The following is a 21,693-nucleotide window of genomic DNA, read 5'->3' as shown; positions in this document are numbered from 1 at the left end:
CCAAGCCGCATGGCTCAGACCTCCAATACTGCACCGATCCTGTTCGACCGCGCTCTGCTGCGGGCGCGGCAGGGGCGTGCATCGCGGCTGGGCGCCGAGAATTTCCTGCTGGATCGTGTCATCGCCGACATGGATGAGCGATTGCAGGCAGTGCTGCGCCAGTTCGACAGTGCCGCTGACGTCGCGACGCCGGGCGACCGCCTGCGCGATGTTGTGGCCGGGCGTGTTGGCCATCTCACACATGCGGACGTGCCCAATGTCGAAAGCGATGGTCTCAATCTCGCGCCGGCGTCGCTCGATCTCGTCATCTCCGCGCTTGGGCTGCACTTCGTTAACGATCTGCCCGGCGTGATGGCGCAGATCCGCCGCGCGCTGAAGCCTGACGGCTTGCTGCTGGCCGCAATGCTTGGCGGCGACACGCTGACCGAGCTGCGGCAGAGCTTCGCCGCGGCGGAAGCCGAACGCGACGGCGGCATCTCGCCGCGCGTCGCACCAATGGCCGATCTGCGCGATGTCGGCGCCTTGCTGCAGCGCGCGGGATTTGCGCTGCCGGTGACCGATGTCGATCGCGTCGTGGTGCGCTACGACAGTGCCTTCGGTCTGATGCAGGATCTGCGCAGGATGGGCGCCACCAATGTGCTGGTCGAGCGCCGCCGGGCGCCGCTGCGCCGCGCGACGTTGCTGCGCATGGCGCAGATCTATAGCGAGCGTTTCTCCGACCCCGACGGCCGCATCCGCGCGACCTTCGACATCATCTGGCTCTCCGGCTGGGCGCCGCATGAGAGCCAGCAGAAGCCATTGAAGCCTGGCTCGGCGAAAGCGAGTCTCGCGGATGCTGTGAGGGGGCTGAAGCCCTAGAGCAGATCGATCAGATGCGGGATCAGCGGGATATCCGCAGCCGGCATCGGATAGTCGCGCAGCTTGTTCGGCCGCACCCAGGTGAGGTTCTGGCCCTCTTTCGAGATCGCGAGGCCTTCCCAGCGCCGGCAGATATAGAGCGGCATCAACAGATGGAAGTCCTCATAGGCATGGCTGGCGAAGGTCAGCGGCGCGAGGCAGGCTTCCTTCACGGTGATCCCGAGTTCTTCATCGAGCTCGCGGATCAGCGCGGCTTCGGGCCGTTCGCCGGGCTCCAGCTTGCCGCCGGGAAATTCCCACAGGCCGGCCAGCGCCTTGCCTTCCGGCCGCTGTGCGATTAGCACGCGGCCGTCGGGGTCGATCAGTGCGCAGGCGACGACGAGGACAAGTTTCATAGGGTTATTACGCGGTTGTTGGTTGTCTGGGACATGTGTGGGGCACAGGGAACGATCGCATCGCCAGCTTTTCCGGGCGCGGTCTCATTGTTTGGTATGAGAGTTTTGGTTGCAGCATCGTTCGGGATTACCTGAATGTCGACATGGGTCGTGAGCTGCACGCGCGGCAGTTCGATGATGTAGTCGACCGTGTCCGCTCCGGAATAGTCGCTGCTGGGCATGTAAACCAGTTGCAGTGCGCGCATGCGTTTCCCGACACAGGTCTGGTCGTCCCCGGTCACATTCTTTTGTGGGGTGACCATGATCGTCCGTCCGCACAGACTGCCATGCGACGGAGGTTTGGCGATAGTGAGCTTGGGCAGCACCGGCTCACATTTCGCGTTCCATCGCACCGCGAAGCCAAGGCCGACCTCCTGACCGGCCTTGACGCTGCGGGTGAGCGTGCGTGTCCTGCTCGATGGCTGATCCTGCGCTTCGGCGGTGCCGAGGGGCATTGCGACGGCACAGGCAAGGATCAGGCCCCCTGTCATGCCGGCCATCGCACATATCCTCATCGACATTCGTCCGCAGGCGCAGCAGCAAGCTACGACCGATAATCGCCGTTGATCGCGATATATTCCTTGGTGAGGTCGCAGGTCAGCACGCGGTCGCGCGCTTTGCCGAGGCCGAGCGCCACCTTGATCTGGATTTTCTGCTCTTTCATCGTCTTCGAGACCTCGGCCTCGTTATAGGACGGGTCGCGCGCGCCGGACTTGGCGACGCGGATGCCGTTGAACGAGATCGACAGCTTGTCGCGATTGGCCGGCTGGCCGGCCTTGCCGACGGCCATCACCACGCGTCCCCAATTGGCGTCTTCACCGGCAACGGCAGTCTTCACCAGCGGCGAATTGGCGATCGACATGGCGATCTTGCGGGCCGAGGCCTTGGTGGTTGCGCCTTCAACGATGATCTCGATCAGCTTGCGGGCGCCTTCGCCGTCACGGGCGACCTGTTCGGCGAGGTCGGCGAGCAGCGTCTGCAGCGCCTTCACGAATGGCTTTAGCCTGACGTCGCTGGCCTTGGTGATCTTCGGTGCGCCCTGGGCCGCCGCGGCGCCGGTGGCGAACATCATAAGGGTGTCGGAGGTCGAAGTGTCGCCATCGACCGTCACGGCATTGAACGTGTCATCGACGCCCGCCTTGAGCAGCGCCTGCAAGGCCGGCGCGCTGATCGGCGCGTCGGTGAAGACGAAGGACAGCATGGTCGCCATGTCTGGTGCGATCATGCCCGAGCCCTTGGCGATGCCGTTGATGGTGACGTTGGCCTTGCCAAGTTTCACGGTGGCCGTCGCGACCTTCGGGAAGGTGTCGGTGGTCATGATCGCCTTGGCGGCGTCCATCCAGCCCTCGGGCGTCGCGCTATCGGCCAGCGTGGCGAGAACACCGTCGAACTTGGTGGCGTCGAGCGGCTCGCCGATCACGCCGGTCGAGGCGAGGAAGATCTCGTTCGGCTTGCAGCCGACGGCCTTGGACGCGATGTCGCCGGTGAGTTTGGTCGAGGCCTTGCCGGTCTTGCCGGTGAAGGCATTGGCATTGCCGGAGTTGACCACCAGCGCCTGGGCTTTGCCGCCCTTCAGCACGGCGCGGCACCATTCCACCGGAGCGGACGGACACTTCGACGTGGTGAAGACGCCGGCGGCCGTCGTGCCCTTGTCCATCACCGCGAGCAGCACATCGGTGCGGCCGGTATAGCGGATGCCGGCAGCGGCCGTGGCGAGGCGCACGCCTGCAATGGCGGGCAGTTCGGGAACAGCGGTCGGGGCGAGGGGGGAGACGGGCAGCGACTTGGCCATGAGTGCTTTCAGCTTTCGTAAAAAGATGAAGCGCTCTGTATCACCTCTGCCACCATGGTGGGAGAGGGCTTCATGGCGAAGGGAGCAATGTCATGTCTCCGTCATGCGGCACCCGTCCGGTTGCGCATGATCCTGTCCGAAACCGGGACTAGCCCGGGCCGAATTTGAACTTGCCGTCGTCTTCGAGGAACGGGCCGCTGCGCATATAGAGCTGGCCGTTCTCGCCGATAAAGAAGAGTGTGTTCTTCGGCACTTTCTTGGCGCCCTTCAGCAGGAACTTGGCATTGTTGGTGCCCATCTTGTACGCGAAGGTCTTGCCTGACGCGTCGTAGCCATAGCCCATGTCGGGCGAGAGCACCCAGGGCGTCGGCGCCTGAGCCAGAGCAGGGCCGGCAAGGGCCGATGTCATCAGTGCGGCGGCGCACAGCATCGTAAAGGCTCGAGCGGTCATCCCAAATTCTCCGAAACGTGTTTTTGAAAGTACATCGCGGCTGCGCGGTTGTCTTGAACAAATCACGAACGGTGACAGCCCGTCAATACGACATGCGGTCGCGACAGAGTTTGTTATTTCGCGAGCGCGGTCTGGCGACTATCTTTCGCTTTCGGGCTAAGCCGGTCCACGATGAATGCGGCGATGGGGATGATTCGACAATGCGAGCGATCGTGAAAAGTCTTTTGGTTGTTGGCGCGGTGGTATTGGCGCCCGGTCTTGCTGCGGCAGATGATTTCAAGCTCAGCAACAACCAGCGCATCTCCTGCGGGCGTGGGCTTGCCGCAGGCAAGCTGAGTACGGCGACCTGCCGCTCTTATGCCTATCTGTTCAATGCGAAGACCTCGGAATATTTCCGTTGCTCGGTGTCGCTATCGATGACGCGTGATGCCAAGGAAGTCATCAACGTCCAGAGCGACGGCGCCTGCGTGAAGAAGCCGCGCGTGTTCGACACCGACTCCAGCTATTCCTTCGATGCCACCGAGACCGAGCCGCCGAACACCAATTCGTTCTTCGGCAATGGTGGTTTTGCCATGTGGGTCAGCGACAACACCCAGCAGAAAATTCGTGGCTGTGTCACGATTCCCTCGGGGCTGGGCTCGGACGTGTCGCGCTGCATCGATATGAAGTTCGAGTAGCTGGCTTTCTTATCCCTCCCCGCGCTTGCGTGGGGTCTGGCGGACGGTTCGTCCGCCATGGGTGGCCGGCCGCTTGGCCGGTCGGGTGGGGGTGGTGCCGCACGCGTTGAGTTCGCGGAGAGACCCCACCCCGGCCTCCGCTTCGCTCGGCCGACCCTCCCCACTGCGCATTGCTGCGCAATGCTTGAGGGAGGGATTCCTCCGGCGCCTGGGCGTCATCGCTGATGTGAATGTCAAACAGCCACTGCGCTTCAGACATGCGTCATCGCCCCCATTGTTTGCGGCGCGGGGGCGCCGTCGTTGCTTGCATTCCCTGCCCCTGTGAGAGGGCGTGCGGAACGCCAGGTGCCCGTTGCACCCTTGGGCCTGATGCGATGCGGTCTTCCGCAATTTAGAGTGCATCAGGACTTTCGGAGGCGCCGAGCAAGTGCCCGACGTTCCGCCTGCGGTGTTTTTTCGGTTGCTTGCACTTTGCCTCGACGAACGCTCCGATCGCGAATTAAAGTCCCAAGGCGATGGGAAGGGAGCCTCAAGCGAGTAAGCCGAACGCGTTTCGAGTTGGTCGTCCGTCACACTGTCCAGGGAGTCTTTCCATCCCAGGGCCGGCCGTCGCCATGCCAGTGGCAGTGCTGGCGCAGATCCGTCCTGCCCGAAGACAGACGCTTCCCCATGAACCGCGTGACGCCGCATCTCCGGCGTCCACCGCATCCAGCCCCGCGAACGTGACGATCGCGATCGCCCCTCTCGGTGGGGCAGGACATTGCGGAATATAGTCCATGAAGGGATATTGTCAACGATGAATAGGAAAAAATGTTTGGGTGCGTTCCCTCCACTGTCATTCCGGGGCGCGCCCTTGCGCGAGCCCGAAATCCATAGCCACGATCGAGCTTATGGATTCCGGGCCTGCGCCCCAGCCGGCTGCGCCGGCCGGGCGCATCCCGGAATGACAATTGAGGACTCAGCGCGTCCGGGCTTACACACGCCCTCAGGCAAACCAATTGGTTTGCCGGGGAATGACGAGTGTGGAATAGGCGCCAACCGCACTCCCAAAACAAAAGGGCACACGCGGATGCGCATGCCCTTCGATCTATTCACACTTAACGAAGCAAGACAGGCAGGCGCGTCTAACGTCCTGCCAACCCTGCGCTGCCTTTACTCCGGCTTGATGCCGGCGAACTGGGCGACCTTGCCCCACTTCTCGATTTCGGACTGCACATAGGCATCCATGTCGGCCGGCGAACCGCCGGTCGGATCGGCGCCGAGCTTGATCAGGCGGGCAGTGCCGTCGGCCGACTTGATGAACTTGTCGGTCGAGGCATTGAGCTTGGCGATGATCTCCTTCGGCGTCTTCGCCGGGGCTGCGATGGTGAACCAGGAGGCGGCGTCGTAGCCGTCCACGCCGGATTCCGCGATGGTCGGAATGTCCTTCATCGGCTCCCAGCGCTTGCTGGTGGAGACGGCGAGTGCGCGGATCTGGTTGCTCTCCGCGAAAGGCTGCGCCGCCGGCAGGTTGTCGATCATCACATGGACGCGGCCGCCGATCAGGTCGGTGAGCGCGGGGGCGCTGCCCTTGTAAGGCACGTGGGTCAGCTTCACGCCGGTCATCGACTTGAACAGTTCGGTCGACAGATGCGCGGTCGAACCGAGGCCCGGCGTGCCGTAGAAATATTCATCCGGCTTGGCCTTGGCGAGTTCGATGAACTCCTTGACGCTCTTGGCCGGCAGCGAATTGGTCACCGAGAACAGGTTCGGCACCTTGGCGATCACGATCACCGACGCCAGATCCTTCACCGGATCATAGGTCATGTTCTTGAACACGAACTTGTTGATCGCGTGGGTGCCGGGCGTGCCGACCAGGAAGGTGTAGCCGTCGCCTTCGGCCTTGGCGACGAAGTCAGCGGCGATGTTGCCGCCGGCGCCGGCCTTGTTCTCGACGATGAACTGCTGGCCCATCTCTTCGGACATCTTCTGCGCGACGACGCGCGCCAGAATGTCGGTGGTGCCGCCGGCCGCGAACGGGACGATGAACTTCACCGGCTTGGTGGGCCACTCGGCGGCGCTGGCGCGGCGCGACAGGATCGGCAGGGTGCCGAGGGCAGCCGCGCCGCCGAGGATCACGGAGCGGCGGGACGGGAAGCGGGTCGATGATGACATCTCGAAGAGTCCTTTTGCATGTCGGACAGGCCGCGCGGCTGCGACGCGCGATCTGATTATGGGTGTTTAAGACAATGACGGGAGGCCGGGATCAAGTGGGAACCGGCACGGCTGGTACAACGAACCCGAAGACGGTCCGCTCCTGCGACTCATCTGCGCAACCGGCAGGTCCTTTCAGCTTCTCCCGATCAGGCGTTTCCATGGACAACATGCATGGGAACGTACTGGGGGGATGGTACTATGCTGCACTGCGAGTTACTACCGCAATGCAATACCATCCTTAAGCATTTGGTAATAACGGCTGATGACGTGCGTCGGAAGGTCGCGTTTCCGGCATGGCGACGATGAACAGGATGAGGCCGATCCCCGCCAAAGCGGCCAGCGCCAGGAATGCCGCGCTGTAGCCGGCCTTCACAACGATCACGCCGGCAATGGCCGTGCTGAGAGCGCCGCCCAATCCCGCGGCGGTTGCGATTGCGCCCTGGCTGATATTGAAGTGGCCGGTGCCGTAAGTGAGGTCCGCGACCACGAGCGGAAAGATCGCACCGAAGATTCCGGCGCCGATGCCATCGAGGGTCTGCACGCCGACCAGCCAATAGGGATTATCGGAGAGCGGATACAGGGCGCCGCGCAGCGCCAGCACGGCAAGCGCGCAGGCGAAGATCGGCTTGCGGCCCCAGACATCGGCCTTGCGGCCGACCAGCATGGCGACCGGCACCATCACCAATTGTGCCGCGACGATGCAGACCGACATCAGCGTGGTGCCGAGCTCGTTGTTCACCAGTGCGAGTTTCTGGCCGACCAGCGGCAGCATCGCCGCATTGGAGAAATGAAACAGCACGGTGGCGGCGGCAAATATCAGGAGCGGCTTGCAGGTCAGCAGCACCTGAAAGCCGGAAGGCCGGTCGGCGGCATCGTGATCGTGCGTTTCGTCGAGATCGCCGAGGCCGCGGGCCATCTGATGATCGATGGCATCAGCGGGGATCGCCAGCGTCGCGAGGATGCTCGCCACAGCCATCGCGGCCATCAGCCAGAACACGACGATCGGCCCGAAGGCATAGGCGAAGATGCCGGCCAGCGTGGCTGCCGTCGCGTTGCCGGCATGGTTGAACGCCTCGTTGCGGCCGATCCGGCGGGCAAAGGCTTTGGGGCCGACAATGCCAAGTGTGATCGCCGCCAGTGCCGGCGCGAAGACGGCCGCGGCGACGCCGGTCAGTGCCTGTGTCGTGGCGACGAAGACGAAGCCCGGATACAGCGGCAGCACGATGGAGCCGAGTGTGACGATGACGGCGGCAAGAATGACGATAGCGCGCTTGGCCGCGGTCTTGTCAATCAGGGCGCCGGCAGGGGTCTGCGCGACGATACCAGCGAGGGCGGCGACCGACATCACGATGCCGATGGAGGCTTCATCCCATTTCTGGACCGTCAGCAGATAGATCGCCAGATAAGGCCCGAGCCCATCTCGGACATCGGCGAGAAAGAAGTTCAGCGCGTCGAGCGGATGCTTGATCCTGTTGGCGTCGTCGTGCACGCGCGGCCCTCACGGCACGGCAGTGCCCGGCAGGCAACGGCGCGAAGGCACGCCGGTTCCGCGGTATTCGGCGTGGCCGCCGTCGTCTCCGCCTAGGCGGGGATGACAAAGGGGAGGTCCGCGATCAACCACTTAAAAACAAAGGCCGCGAGGCTTTCGCATCGCGGCCTTAAGTCTGGTCTTGTGGCGGGCTGGTCTTACTTCCCGATGCCCTTTTCCTTGAAGTACTTCAACGCGCCGGGATGGAACGGCACCGGGGAGCGCTCCTGCACCTGGTTGTCGAGCGAGAAGCTCTCGGCCTCCTTGTGCACGGCGACGATGTCGGCCTTCTTCTCCACCAGCGTCTTGACGATGTTGTAAGCGTCGTCATCGCTCATCTTGTTGCCGGTAACGATGATGTTCCAGACTTCGGTATTGGCATTGTCCTTGTCCATGCCGGGATAGATGCTCTTGCTGATGGTCGAGGGCGAGTACAGCTTGCCGTATTTCTCGTTCATCTTGGCGGCAAGGTCGGCGTGGTCGACGAACTTGATCTTCATGCCGGGTGTGGCGGCGAGATCGGTGACGGCGGCGGTAGGGACGCCGCCGACCCAGAAGAAGGCGTCGATCTTGCGGTCCTTGATGGCGTTGACGGACTCAGCCACGCCGAGACGCTCGCGCTTCATGTCCTTGTCCTTGTCGAGACCGGCGGCCTCGATGACGCGGAACGCCATCACTTCGGTGGCGCCGCCCGGCGAGCCCGTGGAGACGCGCTTGCCCTTGAGATCCGACATCTTCTCGATACCGGCGCCTTCGATGGTCACGATATGCATGCGGTTCGGATAGACCACGAGCAAGGTCTGCAGCGGGACCTTGCCGCTCTTGAACTTGTCCTGGCCATTCAGCGCGTCAAGCGCGGCGTCGGCCATGCTGAAGCCGAGTTCGCTCTGGCCCGAGGCGATCAGCTTGAGGTTATCGACCGACCCACCGGTGACTTCCGCTGTGGCCTGCGTGTTCGGCAGCGCCTTCGACAGCACGTTGGCGATGGCGCCGCCGAGCGGATAATAGACGCCGCCGGTGCCGCCGGTGCCGATCGCCATGGTCTTCTGCTGCGCGATGGCCGCGCCTGCAAGGCCGGCAGTGGCGACCAGCGCCACGGCAATCGATGTCTTTCTGAAACGCTTGAACATGGTTGTCCTCTCCTCCAGTTTTGATTGATGTCGCGGTGACTATTTCACCGCGCCGACTTCTCTGAGATATTTCAGCGTGCCGGGATGATAGGGCGCAGGTGACTCCGCCGATGTCTGCGTGGCGAGATTGATGTTCTCGGCCTCTTTATGGACGGCGACGAGATCGGCCTTGTTCTCGAAGATTGTCTTCGTGATCGCGTAGGCCGTCTCGTCCGACATCTTGTCGGTGGCCATGATCTGGTTCCAGGCGGCGAAGCCACGGCTGTCGGTGGTCTGGCCCGGATAGCTGCCGGCCTTGATCACGCTGGGTGCGAAGATCTGGCCGTATTTTTTCACGATCGGCTCTAACAGGTAGTCGATGTCGATCAGCTTGATGGTGACGCCGGGCGTTGCGGCAAGGTCGACCACCGCGGCGGTCGGCACACCGCCGCCCCAGAAGAAGGCATCGATCTTGCGGTCCTTGAGCGCGGACGCAGATTCCGCCACCGACAGACGTTCGCGCTTGACATCCTTGTCCTTGTCGAGGCCCGCGGCTTCGAGCAGGCGGAAGGTCTGCGCCTCAGTGGCGCTGCCCGGTGCACCGCCGGAAATGCGCTTGCCTTTAAGATCGGCGAATTTCTCGATGCCGGTGCCGGCGATGGTGACCACATGCACCGGGCTGGAATAGACGGCGACGATGGTGCGCAGCGGAACGGGCTTCTTGAATTTGTTCTCGCCCTTCACAGCATCGGACGCGACGTCGCCGGTCATGAAACCGAGATCGGCCTGGCCGGTCTCCAGGAGCTTGATATTGTCGACGCTGCCGCCGGTGACTTCGCCGGTGGCCTGGGTATGCGGCAGTTTCTTCGACAACAGGTTCGCGAGCCCGCCGCCGAGCGGATAGAAGATGCCGCCGGTCCCGCCGGTCGCAATGGCGATGGTCTTGTCTTCCGCAGAAGCGCCGGTCGCCGCGCAGGCGATGCCGAGCAGTGCAAGGCTGAACGCCCTGTGTCTGAAAGCTGTCCATCTCATCGCGTCACTCCCTGAAGTCGGCGGCGCCGCTTATCTGCGGCGTCCGCTGTCATGCGATAACTTGACGTTATTCGTTTCTGTCGTTGGTCATGCCGGCGCCGGTTGCGTCCTCGTTCTTGCCTGCCAGAGCAGCACGCCGAGGCCGATGATGAGGCCGGGCACGAATGTGTAGCTGATGTCGCGACCGATGATCGACTCGATGATCGCCTCGATCAGGCTCGGGAACACCAGCAGTAACCCCGATAGCAGAAGCAGGCCGCGCTCGATCGGTGTATTTTGTCGCAGTGCCCAGTTCTGCGCGACGGCGGCGAGTGCCAGCAGTCCCAGCGTCGTCTTGAAGGTGATCTCGACGATGTCCACCCACGAGCCGCCCTTCGGAATGTTCAGCAGCAGGCCGACGCCTTGCGGATCGCAGACGAAGACGAATGGCACCAGGAAGGCCGGCAGTGTGTATTTCCACGACTGCAGCGTGGTCTTGTAGGGATCGCCGCCGGTGATTGCCGCCGCCGCAAAGGGCGACAGCGCGGTCGGCGGGGAGACTTCCGAGAGCACCGCGTAATAGAAGATGAACATGTGTGCGGCATAATCAGGCACGCCGAGCTTGATCAGCGCAGGTGCTGCGATCACCGCGCAGATGATGTAGGACGCGGTGACCGGCACCGCGAGGCCGATGATCCAGACGATCAGCGCCGTATAGATCGCCGTCAACAAGAGGCTGCCGCCCGCATAGGAAATCACGATCGACGAGAATTTCAGGCCGAGGCCGGTGAGCGTGACGACGCCGACCACGATGCCGGCGCAGGCGCAGGTGGTGGCGGCATTGAGCGCGCCGATCGAGCCATCGGCCAGCGCCTTCACCAGCTTCTTCGGTACCAGCGCGGTATCCTTGCGCAGGAAACTGAGCACGAAGGTCACGAGCGTGGCGTAGAACACCGACAGTGACGGCGAGTAGCCGATGATCATGAAGACGACGACGGCGAGCAGAGAGATGAAGTGGAACCCGTAACGCTTCATCATCACGCCGAGGCTGAGCTCAGGCCTGACATTGACATTGTGGGCGCCGAACCGCTTCGCGTCGATCTCCACCATGATCAGCAGCGACAGGTAGTAGAGACAGGTCGGGATGGTCGCCATCCAGATCACGTCGAGATAGCTGATCTTGAGGAATTCGGCGATCAGGAACGCGGCGGCGCCGAGCACCGGCGGCGACAGGATCGCGCCGAGCCCACCCGCGGCCAGCAAGCCGCCGGCAGCGTTCTTCTCGAAACCGGCCTTGGCCAGCATCGGGGCGGCGACGGTGCCGATCATCACCGTGGTAGCGACGCCGGAGCCGGAAGGCCCGCCGAGCAGGAACGAGGACAGCACCACGGTGCGGCCAGCGGCGTTCGACTTGTTCCCCATCAATGATAGCGAGAAATCGATGAAGAATTTGCCGGCGCCGGACATCGACAGGAAGGCGCCATAGATCGTGAACAATATGATCAGCGTGGCTGACACGTCCACCGCGACGCCGAAGATGCCCTCCAGGGTGATGAAGAGATGGCCGACGAGACGTGGCAGGTCATAGCCGCGATGGGTCCATGGCGCCGGCAGATGCGGACCGAGCATCGCATAGGCAATGAAGAAAACGGACACGACCGGCATGATCAGGCCCGTGGTACGGCGCGTCGCTTCCAGCAGCAGCACGATGAAGACGATACCGACGATGACGTCCATATGATCCGGCAGTGTGGCGCGGTCGGTGAAATCGTCGCCGCCCCACAGTGCATAGGCAATGGTGCCGATGGCGACGATGCCCGGCACGATGTCCCACCAGCGCACGCGATTGCGGAAGCGCGCTGCGACGGGGAATAGCAGGAAGCTGAGGATCAGCGTGAAGGCGACGTGGACATAGCGCAACTCCTGCGTCGGCACGATCGCGTAGGCGGCATAGAGATGAAACAGGCTCATCACCACGGCGATGCCGGTGGAGATCGTTCCGGCCCAGCCCAACAGGCGATTTGTTGCGCCTTCATCGGCTTCGATGAAGGCTTCAGCCTTTGCCAAAGCCTCGTCGGAGATGGCAACGGTGTCATCGCTCGTGTTTGATTTCTGGTCAGCCATGTTTCATCCCCCGGGATATTTCCCGCAGCCGGCTTCGCCGGCCTTATTATTCTGAGTGCGGCGCATTCATGCCGTTTTACCCGGCTGGCGCAAGGGCTTACCGGTGAAACTTTCGTCGCGGCAACGGCGTTCGCTATTGCGACGCCGTTGACCGCATGAGGGCTGCGGTTCACCTTCGCGGCCTGAACGACAGGAATAAAAAGAGCATGAGGAAGCGTCTGATAGCGGCCATGACGACTGTGGTCGTCATGTGCAGCGCAGCGGCACGCGCCGAGCAGTCGATCACGCTGCTGACCGGCAATACATCCGGGATCTATTTGCCGCTCGGCGTCTCGATCGCGATGATCTATGCGGATATTCCCGGCGCGAAAGTTCAGGTGCAGACAACCGACGGTTCGGTCGAGAATCTCTCGCGGCTGCAGCAAGGCACCGGGCAGGTGGGTTTTGCGCTTGGCGATGCCCTGAAGGACGCCTGGGCCGGCAATGCCACGGCTGGCTTCGACGGCAAGCAGGACCGGCTGCGGGTGATCGGCGCGCTCTATCCGAATTACATCCAGATCGTTGCCACCAAGGAGAGCGGCATCAGGACGCTGAGCGATCTCAAGGGTAGAAGCCTCTCGGTCGGCGAGCGGAGATCGGGCACCGAGTTGAACGCCCGCGCCATTCTGGGTGCTGCGGGGCTGCGCTACGAGAATCTTGGCGAGATCAGGTATTTCTCCTTTGCCGAATCCACCACGATGATGATCGAGAAAAAGCTGGACGCGACGCTGCAGTCCGCCGGTCTCGGCGTCACGTCGATCAAGGAACTCAGCGAGGCCACGGATATCGTCATCGTGCCGGTGCCGCCGCCCCTGGTGAAAAAGATCGGCGCGCCGTTCAAGTCGGACAGGATTCCAGCTCGGACCTATGTCAGTCAGGATAAATCCGTGCCGACGGCATCGGTGATGAACTATCTGGTGACGAGCAGCGCGGTGTCCGACGACCTCGTCTATCAGATGACGAAGCGCCTGTTTGACGGTCTCGACGAACTCGCCATCGCGCACCGCGCTGGCCACGAGATCAGGTTGGCCAGCGCCGTGAGCAAAAGTCCCGTGCCGCTGCATCCCGGCGCGTTGCGCTACTATCGGGAGCGGGGCCTGATCAGGTAGAGTGGTCCGGCTGGCTGGCTGGGGCTTTCATGGGTCATTCGTTCCGGACATTGGTTCTGTGCGCCGCTCTTGCGGCGCCATCGCTGCCCCATGCGGCCGTCCGGGCGCAGGGTGCGGCTGAGGCCGCTGCCACCTGCACGAATGATGATACCTTGCCGCCCGAGCAGATGCTCGGCATCTGCGGCCTGGTGATCAACTCGACGGCGGCATTGCCGGACCGCGTTCATGCCCTGATCGTGCGTGCCGGGCTGCAACTCAGGCTGGAACAGGTCGACCTCGCCGTTGCGGATGGCGATCTGGCGGTTCAGCTCGATCCCCTCTCGGCTGCAGCGCTCGAAGCCCGCGGCAAGGCGCTAGCGGCCGGCAAGAAGTTCGACCGTGCGCTTGATGACTTCGACCGCGCGATCAGACTCGATCCGCATGATGCCCGGCTGTTCGCAGGGCGCGCTGCGACCTTTGCTGCCATGCATGAAAATCGCCTCGCGGTTCGCGATTACACCGAGGCAGTCCGTCTTGATCCCAATCGGGTGCAGGGTCTCATCGATCGCGCCGCCGCCTATGCCAAGGTCAAGCGCTTCGATCTGGTGATCGACGACCAGAGCGACATCATTCGTCTGGAGCCGACCGCGGAACATTACGATGCGCGCGGGCAATCCTATGCGCGCAACAACGCCTATGGCCGCGCGATTGCGGATTTCGACGCGGCGATCCGGCTGGAGCCGAAGGCCAGCTATTTCGTGAACCGCGGAAATTCCTTCAGCCTCAGCGGCGCATATGATCGCGCTATCACCGACTACACGACGGCGCTGCAGCTTCAGCCGGAGCTGGCGATGGCCTATAACAATCGTGGCGTCGCCTGGCGCGACAAGGGCGACCCTGCGCGGGCGCTGGCCGATTTCGACGCAGCCGTTCAGATCGATTCAACGCTGGATGTTGCTTTGCGACATCGCAAGCAGCTTGAGAAATATCGGGTGGCGGCGCGCAGGCCGGCGATCGGATTGCATCCATCCGCCGATGCGAGCACGCGATAGACAATGACTTTTCGCAATTCATATGTTGGCAGTGTATTGCGCGTTATCGGCGTCCTGCTCGTATTATGTTGCGTGGCTCCCGACAGGGCATGGCCGGCGGTCAACGAGCCCGCAGCCACCGCGCCCGTCGATCCCGCACTGTGCGTTGCGGCTGTCGCGTCAGGCGATGACGAGAAGATTCTCGCAGTTTGCAGCACGCTGATCGACAACGAAAAGACCGAGCGGCCCGACCGGCTGAAAGCGCTGATCGCGCGCGCCGGCGCCTATATGCGTAAGGATCAGACCGATCGCGCTATCGCCGATTATGACGCGGCGCTGCGGCTCGATCCGACGCAGGCCGTTCTGTTCAATGCGCGCGGCGAACTCTGGCGCAAGAAGGGTGATCGGCCGCGCGCAGTCCGCGATTTCGGTGCGGCGATCAAGCTCGATCCGCAACTCGACGTGGCGCGCGCCAATTACAAGGCGCTGGCGCAGGAGATCGAGCGGATCGGCGTGGAGATGTCGGTCAAGCCACAACCAAAGGCACCCTTGAAATAGCCTGTCATCCCGTGACAATGACGAGATAATGAACCCCGGCGGTAAAGCCGGGGCGGGAGAGACGCCATGACGACCAACGCATCCAGCCGCTATCACGACGTCCACGCGCAGTCGCTGTCCGATCCGGAAGGCTTCTGGGGCGAGGCGGCGAAGGCGATCGACTGGATTGCGCCAGCGAAGAAGGTGTTCGATCCGTCCATGGGGCTCTACGGCCGCTGGTTTGTCGGCGGCCTGCTCAATACCTGCTACAACGCGCTGGATCGCCATGTCGCCGGTGGCCGCGCCGATCAACTCGCGCTGATCCACGACTCGCCGCTGACGCGTGAGGTCCGGAAATTCACCTATGCGCAGCTGCTGCATGAGGTGCAGGTGCTCGGCGCCATCCTGCAGGACCTTGGCGTCGGCAAGGGCGATCGCGTCATCCTCTATATGCCGATGGTACCTGAAGCCGTGGTCGCCATGCTCGCCTGCGCGCGCATCGGCGCGGTGCATTCGGTGGTGTTCGGCGGTTTCGCGGCAAAGGAACTCGCGACACGCATCGACGATGCGCGGCCGAAGCTGATCCTGTCCGCGAGCTGTGGAATCGAGCCCGGCCGCATCGTGCAATACAAGCCGCTGCTGGATGAAGCGATCGCGCTCGCCAGCGCGAAGCCCGATGCCTGCATCATCCTGCAGCGCCCGCAGCATGGCTGCGATCTCGTGGAGGGCCGCGATCACGACTGGGCCGAATTGCGCAGCAAGGCCATCGCGGCGAAGAAGTCCGCGGAGTGCGTGCCAGTGCTGGCGACCGATCCGCTCTATATCCTCTATACGTCCGGCACGACCGGCAAGCCGAAGGGCGTGGTGCGTGACAATGGCGGCCACGCGGTCGCGCTCGCCTGGTCGATGTGGAATCTCTACGGCGTGAAGCCGGGCGAAGTCTGGTGGTGCGGCTCCGACATCGGCTGGGTGGTCGGCCATAGCTATATCGTCTATGCGCCGCTGTTCCATGGCGCGACCTCGATCATGTATGAAGGCAAGCCGGTCGGCACGCCCGATGCCGGCGCGTTCTGGCGCGTCATCTCCGAACACAGGGCCGTTGCTTTCTTCACGGCTCCAACTGCCTTCCGCGCCATCCGCAAGGACGATCCGGACGGCAGTTTCATTCGCAAATATGACCTGTCGAAATTCCGCACGCTGTTTCTGGCCGGCGAACGCGCCGATCCGCCGACGGTGGACTGGGCCGAGAAACAACTGAAGGTGCCGGTGATCGATCACTGGTGGCAGACCGAGACCGGCTGGTGCATCGCCGGCAACCCGGTGGGCCTTGGCCAGTTGCCGGTGAAGCATGGTTCGCCGACGGTGCCGATGCCCGGCTACAAGGTCGAGGTCGTCGACGAAGCGTCGAAGCCGCTGCCCGCGGGCACCATGGGCTCTATCGTGATCAAGCTACCGATGCCGCCGGGATGCCTGCCCACGCTGTGGGAGCAGGACGAGCGCTGCAAGGAAGCCTATTTCAACGAATTTCCCGGCTACTACAAAACCTCCGACGCCGGCTATCTGGATGACGACGGCTACGTCTATGTGATGGGCCGCACCGATGACATTATCAATGTCGCCGGCCATCGCCTCTCCACCGGCGGCATGGAGGAGATTCTGGCCTCGCATCCCGACGTCGCCGAATGCGCCGTGCTGGGCATCAAGGATGCCATCAAGGGCGAGGTGCCATGCGGCTTCCTAGTGCTGAAGGCCGGTGTTGAGCGGCCGGTTGCTGACATCGAGAAGGAAGTGGTCGCGCTGGTGCGCGACAAGCTCGGCCCCGTCGCGGCGTTTAAGCTCGCCATCGCCGTCGGCCGGCTGCCGAAGACGCGGTCCGGCAAAATCCTGCGCGGCACCATCAAGAAGATCGCGGACGGCGACAGCTGGACCATGCCCGCGACCATCGAGGATCCGAAGTCGCTGGACGAAATCGGCGCGGCGTTGAAGGGCAGGGTCTGAGCAGACCTTACAAATCCCGCATTTCGCGCTAAACACTCTCACGTCATGCCCGGGCTTGACCCGGGCATCCATCTTCCTTTCAAACGGCAAAGCTGGATTGCCGGGTCAAGCCCGGCAATGACAGAGAAGATCAAGTAACGGAACCATGCATGCGACTGACCTCGACCTCTCTCATCGCGCTGACGCTGACAGCAATGCTGCTCAGCGCCTGCGCGCGCCGCACCGACATTCCCATGTCGAGCCTTGGCGATGACGATGACGCGATCTGCCGCGCCAATGGGGTTGCTGTCGGCTCGCAGGAATATGCGGCCTGCCGCAAGGACCGCGACGTTCAGCGCAGCAATTCGATCCAGCGCGCCGATCGTGCGCAGCGCAATCTCGGCGAATACATGCTGAACAATCCGAGCCGGCCGTAACATCCGCGGATTGATATTCCGCAATATTGTGTCTCCCAAAGGCAACGACCGCGCAGCGAGACGCTGTGCGGTCGTTTGCTTTTGATGGAGATCAACGTGTGAGCGCCGCGGCGAGCGTCTTTCGGATTTGATCGGGTGAGATCGTTCACCCCGAACGAATCGAAAGACAGGGCGCTTCGCGATGAAGAGAATTCTGACGACCGTGTCGTTGCTGATGGCAGCAACGGCGATGACCAGCATGGCGACAACGGCAGACGCCGCCGATCTTCCGGCCGCGACGCCGTACACCAAGGCGCCGGTGGTCGAGGCGTGGAATCCATGGATGATCCGCCTGCGCGTGCTCGGCGTCATTCCGGAGAATGGCGGGTCGGTTCACCAGGTGCCGGGCTCCAGCCTGAAGACCTCCGATCAGGTCGTTCCCGAACTCGACATTTCGTATTTCTTCACGCCGAACCTCGCAGCCGAACTGATCCTTGGCGTCACCAAGCACCACGTCACCGGCGACGGCGCCATTGCCGGCCTCGATGTCGGCAAGGCCTGGCTGCTGCCGCCGACGCTGACCTTCCAGTATCACTTCACGCAGTTCGGCGCCTTCAAGCCCTATATCGGCGCCGGTGTGAACTACACCTGGTTCTTCAGCCAGAGTGCCAGCGGCGTGGGCGTGACGAGCAGCCGTCTGAAAGACACCGCGGCGCCGGTGCTGCAGTTCGGCTTCGACTACATGATCGACAAGCATTGGGGCTGGAACGTCGACGTGAAGAAGATGTGGATGCGCCCGGATTGGGAAGGCACGCTGGCCAGCGGCGCGGCGATCACCGGTCAGGTCAAGCTCGACCCGTGGCTGGTCGGTACCGGTATCACCTACAAGTTCTGATCCCTGGTATTTCTTGCTTCCCCTCTCCCCTTGTGGGAGAGGGTGCCTGAGCGAAGCGAAGGCGGGAGAGGGGAAGTGTTTTGCACCACCCCCTCTCCCGTCTCGAACCCGCTTCGCGTGTTCGATCCACCCTCTCCCGCCTTGCGCAGCTTCGCTGCGCGGGGGAGAGGGGAAGACAGGCACCCCGCAAAGGACAACATCATGGACATCAAGGTCAGGGATTCGAACGGCGCGCTGCTCGCTGAAGGCGATACCGTCACGCTGATCAAGGACCTCAAGCTGAAAGGCTCCTCCACCGTGCTCAAGCGCGGCACCGTGATCAAGAACATCCATCTCACCGATAATGAAGACGAGATCGAAGGCCGCACTGACAAGGTGAAAGGCCTAGTGCTGCGCACGGAATTTCTGAAGAAGGCGTGACGGCTACGATATCACTCCCGGCCTTCCTCATGCTCGCGGAACGTCGATAGCCGCGACAGGAATGCCAGCATCAGTCCGATGCCGCAGATCGAGAACAGCATCGTGAAGATTTTCGCGATGGCGGTGGTCGGCGACAGCGTGGCGTCGCCAACGGTGGTGAGCGCCATCGCGCTGAAATAGGCGGCGTCGATCCACGGCCAGCCTTCCACGGCGTGAAAGAATACGGCGCCGCCGGTCATGGCGATGGCCAGCAGAAACAGGATCGCGCGAAATTCGGGATCGCGCAGACCGCGGCGGAAGCCGGCCAGCAAGCGCATCAGACCAAGCCAGAGAGATGCCATCGTCGCCACTCCATGCGTTGCCGTCCATGCGCGATGTCGCAGGATTCGATGGCGTTTGGAAAGTGAAGATTATGCGTCGGGCGCGGCCATGAACCTTGCCTTACCTCTGCAGCACCAAGGAAGGCACCGCTCAGGCGGGATCCCCTACGCATAAGCGGAGTACATGATGGCAAACGAGTTCAGGTTCGAAGACTATCCCGATGCGATGACATTCAAGCCGGTGATGGACAAAGCCATAGCGGCTTTTGCCGCGGAGCAGGGCATCGAATTCTCGTCCGATTATACGGCGTTTCTGAAAGCGCATAACGGCTTCTATTTCGATCTCGACACAGCCGGCCCGCTGGCCGATGGCGTCGAGACATTCGATTCGGTGCGCTACCTCCGCGGTCTCGACACCGGCTTCGAATACAACGACCTGCGCGTGTTCCTCGCCGACGCCGATCTCTGGGACAAGGCCTTCCGTGCCTTCTGCTATCCGGTGGCGGAAAGTCACGGCGGCGATCCGATCGTCGAAATCTACAAGGGTAAGGCGAAGGGCAAGATCTACTTCGTCGATCACGAGGTCATCCCGGACATCAGCGAACTGGCTGATGCAGGCGTGAACCTGGAGAATGCCGACGACGTCCTCGCTTACATGATCGACAGACAGGGCTGCTTCATCGAAGTCGCCACGTCGTTCTCGAATTTCATCGGCAAGCTGGTGGCATATGACGATGACGGCAGCATCAATGTCAGCATCCGTCGCCCGCTGGCGTAAGCGGGCGGCGCATCACCTGAAACAAAAAAAACGCGGCGGGATGAACCGCCGCGTTTTCAATTCTGTCCTTGCCGCCGCGCATCTGCGCGCAGCGCAGGCGCTTATTCGTCGTCGTCCTGCTTCTTGCTGCCGCCGATGCCCTTCAGCTTGGCGAACACGGCGTCGACATTGAGGTCGCCGCTGCCGCTCTCGGCGGTCTCGAGCTCGTCCTTGCGGGTGGTTTCCGACGCGGGCAGCAGGGTCGCGCCGCCGTAAGCCTGGTCGGTCGGCTTTTCCTTGGCCGCGCGCTGCACTTCGAAATCGAGTTCGATCTGCGAGCACAGGCCGAGGGTCACCGGATCCATCGGGGTCAGGGTCGAAGCATTCCAGTGGGTGCGGTCGCGGATCGAGGCGATGGTGGTCTTGGTGGTGCCGACCAGCCGCATGATCTGGCTGTCTTTCAGCTCGGCATGGTTACGCACCAGCCACAGGATCGCGCTCGGGCGCTCGTGGCGGCGCGACACCGGGGTGTAGCGCGGGCCCTTCTTCTTGGCGGCTGGCGGCAGGATCACCTTGCTCTCTTCGAGCTTGAGCCGATAATTCTTGTCCTTCTCACCCTTTTCGATCTCGTCGCGGGTCAATTGCCCGTTGGAAATCGGGTCCATGCCCTTGATGCCCTGGGCGGCGTCGCCGTCGGCAATGGCGCGGATCTCGAGCGGGTGCATCTTGGTGAAATCGGCGACTTGATCGAAGGTCAGCGCCGTATTGTCGACCAGCCACACGGCCGTCGCCTTTGGCATCAGCGGGGCATTGCTCATGGCACATCTCCTTTGCGCTTCGCCCACCTCTTTCGGAGGCGAAGCCGTCTGGTCATCGGTGATGACGGGAATTAAGGCTCTATATAATCTGTCAGAGGGCAACCGCGCAATGCCCGGCAGTTCGGCCTTGACAGCGCCGCAAACCGGCCCCAAGTCCTTATTCAGACAAGCTCTTTGGCTGAATTTTGCCAATCTGACCCATAGCACCTGCCATTTTGGTGCCCAGGCCCCTGGATCGCCCCGATATGACGACCAAACCGTCCCTGAAAATCGTTCTTTGTTCGCCGCGCGGCTTCTGCGCAGGCGTCGTCCGGGCGATCGATACGGTCGAACGCGCACTCGCCATCCATGGCGCACCGGTCTATGTCCGGCATGAGATCGTCCATAACAAGTATGTGGTGGACAGTCTCAAGACCAAGGGCGCGATTTTCGTCGAGGAACTCGCCGAAATCCCGGACAATACCTCCGCGCCGGTAGTATTTTCCGCCCATGGCGTGCCGAAATCGGTTCCCGAGGATGCCCGTCAGCGCAATTTCTTCTCGCTGGACGCAACCTGCCCGCTGGTCACCAAGGTGCACCGCGAGGCGGCGATCCACTTCAAGCGCGGCCGTGAGATCCTGCTGATCGGGCATTCGCATCATCCGGAAGTGGTCGGCACCGTCGGCCAGCTGCCGCCTGGCGCTGTGCAGCTCATCGAGACCGCTGGAGACGCCCAGACCTTCCAGCCGAAGGATCCGAACAATCTCGCTTTCGTGACCCAGACGACGCTGTCGATCGACGACACCGCCGAGATCGTCGAAGTGCTGAAGAGCCGCTTCCCCACGATCAACGGGCCGCACAAGGAAGACATCTGCTACGCCACCACCAACCGCCAGCTTGCCGTGAAGAAGGTGGCGCCGGTGGTCGATGCGCTGATCGTTGTCGGTGCGCCGAACTCGTCGAACTCGCAGCGTCTGCGCGAAGTGGCCGAGCGCGAGGGCTGCAGGGTTTCGGTGCTGGCGCAGCGCGCCAGCGATCTCGACTGGAGCATGTTCGAGGGCATCACCAGCCTCGGCATCACCGCGGGCGCCTCGGCGCCGGAAGTGATCGTCGAAGAGATCATGGATGCCTTCGCGCAGCGTTATGAGCTGCATGTGGAGACGGTGTCGGCTGCTGAAGAAAACGAATTCTTCCCGCTGCCGCGTTCGCTGCGTCCCGAGGCCGCGGCGTAACCGC

Annotated in this window: 22 protein-coding genes; 11 read left to right on the top strand and 11 right to left on the bottom strand. The window is 62.6% G+C overall.

Annotated elements, in window-relative coordinates; translation table 11 throughout:
- Window positions 1–9: 9 nt before the first annotated feature.
- Window positions 10–858 carry a methyltransferase domain-containing protein gene (locus AB7828_RS18465; RefSeq protein WP_441230832.1) on the top strand — a complete coding sequence of 283 codons (849 nt, stop codon included), beginning with the start codon at window positions 10–12 and terminating at the stop codon, window positions 856–858.
- On the opposite strand, the gene AB7828_RS18460 is transcribed toward AB7828_RS18465, so the two are convergent.
- The 4 genes from AB7828_RS18460 to AB7828_RS18445 form a co-directional block, all read right to left on the bottom strand.
- The gene (locus AB7828_RS18460) at window positions 855–1,253 is read right to left on the bottom strand and encodes a (deoxy)nucleoside triphosphate pyrophosphohydrolase (RefSeq protein WP_441230831.1); all 399 of its coding nucleotides are present in this window, start codon (window positions 1,251–1,253) and stop codon (window positions 855–857) included. The genes AB7828_RS18465 and AB7828_RS18460 overlap by 4 nt on opposite strands.
- Window positions 1,250–1,792, bottom strand: a complete 543-nt coding sequence (locus AB7828_RS18455) for a hypothetical protein (protein ID WP_439065164.1) — start codon at window positions 1,790–1,792, stop codon at window positions 1,250–1,252. The genes AB7828_RS18460 and AB7828_RS18455 overlap by 4 nt, the downstream gene beginning before the upstream one ends.
- A 44-nt stretch (window positions 1,793–1,836) precedes the next feature.
- Window positions 1,837–3,084, bottom strand: coding sequence for a bifunctional glutamate N-acetyltransferase/amino-acid acetyltransferase ArgJ (gene argJ / locus AB7828_RS18450; RefSeq protein WP_441230830.1), 1,248 nt, complete (start codon window positions 3,082–3,084; stop codon window positions 1,837–1,839).
- A 148-nt stretch (window positions 3,085–3,232) separates the two neighbouring features.
- Window positions 3,233–3,535, bottom strand: coding sequence for a hypothetical protein (locus AB7828_RS18445; protein ID WP_184512165.1), 303 nt, complete (start codon window positions 3,533–3,535; stop codon window positions 3,233–3,235).
- A 200-nt stretch (window positions 3,536–3,735) separates the two neighbouring features.
- Here AB7828_RS18445 and AB7828_RS18440 point away from each other — a divergent pair, with 200 nt between their 5' ends.
- Entirely contained in the window at window positions 3,736–4,212 is a 477-nt protein-coding gene (locus AB7828_RS18440) for a hypothetical protein (protein WP_089267692.1), read from the top strand.
- 1,152 nt (window positions 4,213–5,364) lie between these two features.
- Here AB7828_RS18440 and AB7828_RS18435 read toward each other — a convergent pair.
- The 5 genes from AB7828_RS18435 to AB7828_RS18415 all read right to left on the bottom strand — a co-directional run bounded on the left by AB7828_RS18435 (window position 5,365) and on the right by AB7828_RS18415 (window position 12,180).
- On the bottom strand, window positions 5,365–6,366 hold the full coding sequence (locus AB7828_RS18435) for a Bug family tripartite tricarboxylate transporter substrate binding protein (protein ID WP_441230829.1): 1,002 nt from the start codon (window positions 6,364–6,366) through the stop codon (window positions 5,365–5,367).
- A 280-nt stretch (window positions 6,367–6,646) separates the two neighbouring features.
- Complete coding sequence (locus tag AB7828_RS18430) at window positions 6,647–7,897, bottom strand: MFS transporter (protein WP_441230828.1); 1,251 nt, start codon at window positions 7,895–7,897, stop codon at window positions 6,647–6,649.
- A 197-nt stretch (window positions 7,898–8,094) separates the two neighbouring features.
- A complete protein-coding gene (locus tag AB7828_RS18425) occupies window positions 8,095–9,066 on the bottom strand; it encodes a TAXI family TRAP transporter solute-binding subunit (RefSeq protein ID WP_068729346.1) in 972 nt (323 codons plus the stop codon).
- A gap of 39 nt (window positions 9,067–9,105) precedes the next feature.
- On the bottom strand, window positions 9,106–10,077 hold the full coding sequence (locus tag AB7828_RS18420) for a TAXI family TRAP transporter solute-binding subunit (RefSeq protein ID WP_441230827.1): 972 nt from the start codon (window positions 10,075–10,077) through the stop codon (window positions 9,106–9,108).
- Window positions 10,078–10,164: 87 nt separating this feature from the next.
- Complete coding sequence (locus AB7828_RS18415) at window positions 10,165–12,180, bottom strand: TRAP transporter permease (protein WP_093757458.1); 2,016 nt, start codon at window positions 12,178–12,180, stop codon at window positions 10,165–10,167.
- A 206-nt stretch (window positions 12,181–12,386) separates the two neighbouring features.
- On the opposite strand from AB7828_RS18415, the gene AB7828_RS18410 reads away from it, so the two are divergent.
- The 7 genes from AB7828_RS18410 (at window position 12,387) to AB7828_RS18380 (ending at window position 18,583) form a co-directional block, all read left to right on the top strand.
- Complete coding sequence (locus AB7828_RS18410; protein ID WP_441230826.1) at window positions 12,387–13,328, top strand: TAXI family TRAP transporter solute-binding subunit; 942 nt, start codon at window positions 12,387–12,389, stop codon at window positions 13,326–13,328.
- 29 nt (window positions 13,329–13,357) lie between these two features.
- Entirely contained in the window at window positions 13,358–14,359 is a 1,002-nt protein-coding gene (locus AB7828_RS18405) for a tetratricopeptide repeat protein (RefSeq protein ID WP_441230825.1), read from the top strand.
- 3 nt (window positions 14,360–14,362) lie between these two features.
- Window positions 14,363–14,896 (top strand): tetratricopeptide repeat protein, encoded by a 534-nt coding sequence (locus AB7828_RS18400; RefSeq protein ID WP_231078985.1) that lies wholly within the window; start codon window positions 14,363–14,365, stop codon window positions 14,894–14,896.
- 66 nt (window positions 14,897–14,962) lie between these two features.
- Window positions 14,963–16,873, top strand: coding sequence for a propionyl-CoA synthetase (locus AB7828_RS18395; RefSeq protein ID WP_441230824.1), 1,911 nt, complete (start codon window positions 14,963–14,965; stop codon window positions 16,871–16,873).
- 149 nt (window positions 16,874–17,022) lie between these two features.
- Window positions 17,023–17,289 carry a hypothetical protein gene (locus AB7828_RS18390; RefSeq protein WP_441230823.1) on the top strand — a complete coding sequence of 89 codons (267 nt, stop codon included), beginning with the start codon at window positions 17,023–17,025 and terminating at the stop codon, window positions 17,287–17,289.
- A 181-nt stretch (window positions 17,290–17,470) separates the two neighbouring features.
- Window positions 17,471–18,163, top strand: a complete 693-nt coding sequence (locus tag AB7828_RS18385) for an OmpW/AlkL family protein (RefSeq protein WP_441230822.1) — start codon at window positions 17,471–17,473, stop codon at window positions 18,161–18,163.
- Between the two features lie 201 nt (window positions 18,164–18,364).
- A complete protein-coding gene (locus AB7828_RS18380) occupies window positions 18,365–18,583 on the top strand; it encodes an alkylphosphonate utilization protein (RefSeq protein WP_011665834.1) in 219 nt (72 codons plus the stop codon).
- Between the two features lie 11 nt (window positions 18,584–18,594).
- Here the strand turns inward: AB7828_RS18380 and AB7828_RS18375 are convergent, their stop codons facing one another.
- Entirely contained in the window at window positions 18,595–18,924 is a 330-nt protein-coding gene (locus tag AB7828_RS18375) for a potassium channel family protein (RefSeq protein ID WP_093757451.1), read from the bottom strand.
- 166 nt (window positions 18,925–19,090) lie between these two features.
- Between AB7828_RS18375 and AB7828_RS18370 the strand changes: the two genes are divergently transcribed.
- On the top strand, window positions 19,091–19,681 hold the full coding sequence (locus AB7828_RS18370; RefSeq protein ID WP_441230821.1) for an SMI1/KNR4 family protein: 591 nt from the start codon (window positions 19,091–19,093) through the stop codon (window positions 19,679–19,681).
- A gap of 101 nt (window positions 19,682–19,782) precedes the next feature.
- Here the strand turns inward: AB7828_RS18370 and AB7828_RS18365 are convergent, their stop codons facing one another.
- A complete protein-coding gene (locus AB7828_RS18365) occupies window positions 19,783–20,478 on the bottom strand; it encodes a DUF1013 domain-containing protein (protein WP_089267677.1) in 696 nt (231 codons plus the stop codon).
- Window positions 20,479–20,723: 245 nt separating this feature from the next.
- On the opposite strand from AB7828_RS18365, the gene ispH reads away from it, so the two are divergent.
- Window positions 20,724–21,689: a 4-hydroxy-3-methylbut-2-enyl diphosphate reductase gene (gene ispH, locus AB7828_RS18360; protein WP_089267676.1), complete on the top strand. Its 966-nt coding sequence runs from the start codon at window positions 20,724–20,726 to the stop codon at window positions 21,687–21,689.
- Window positions 21,690–21,693 lie beyond the last annotated feature (4 nt).

It is taken from the genome of Tardiphaga sp. 215_C5_N2_1 (assembly GCF_052076055.1).
In the GTDB taxonomy this organism is placed as follows: domain Bacteria; phylum Pseudomonadota; class Alphaproteobacteria; order Rhizobiales; family Xanthobacteraceae; genus Tardiphaga; species Tardiphaga robiniae.
Note: the sequence above shows the minus strand (reverse complement) of the source record. Positions and strands in the feature narration are given on the sequence as shown.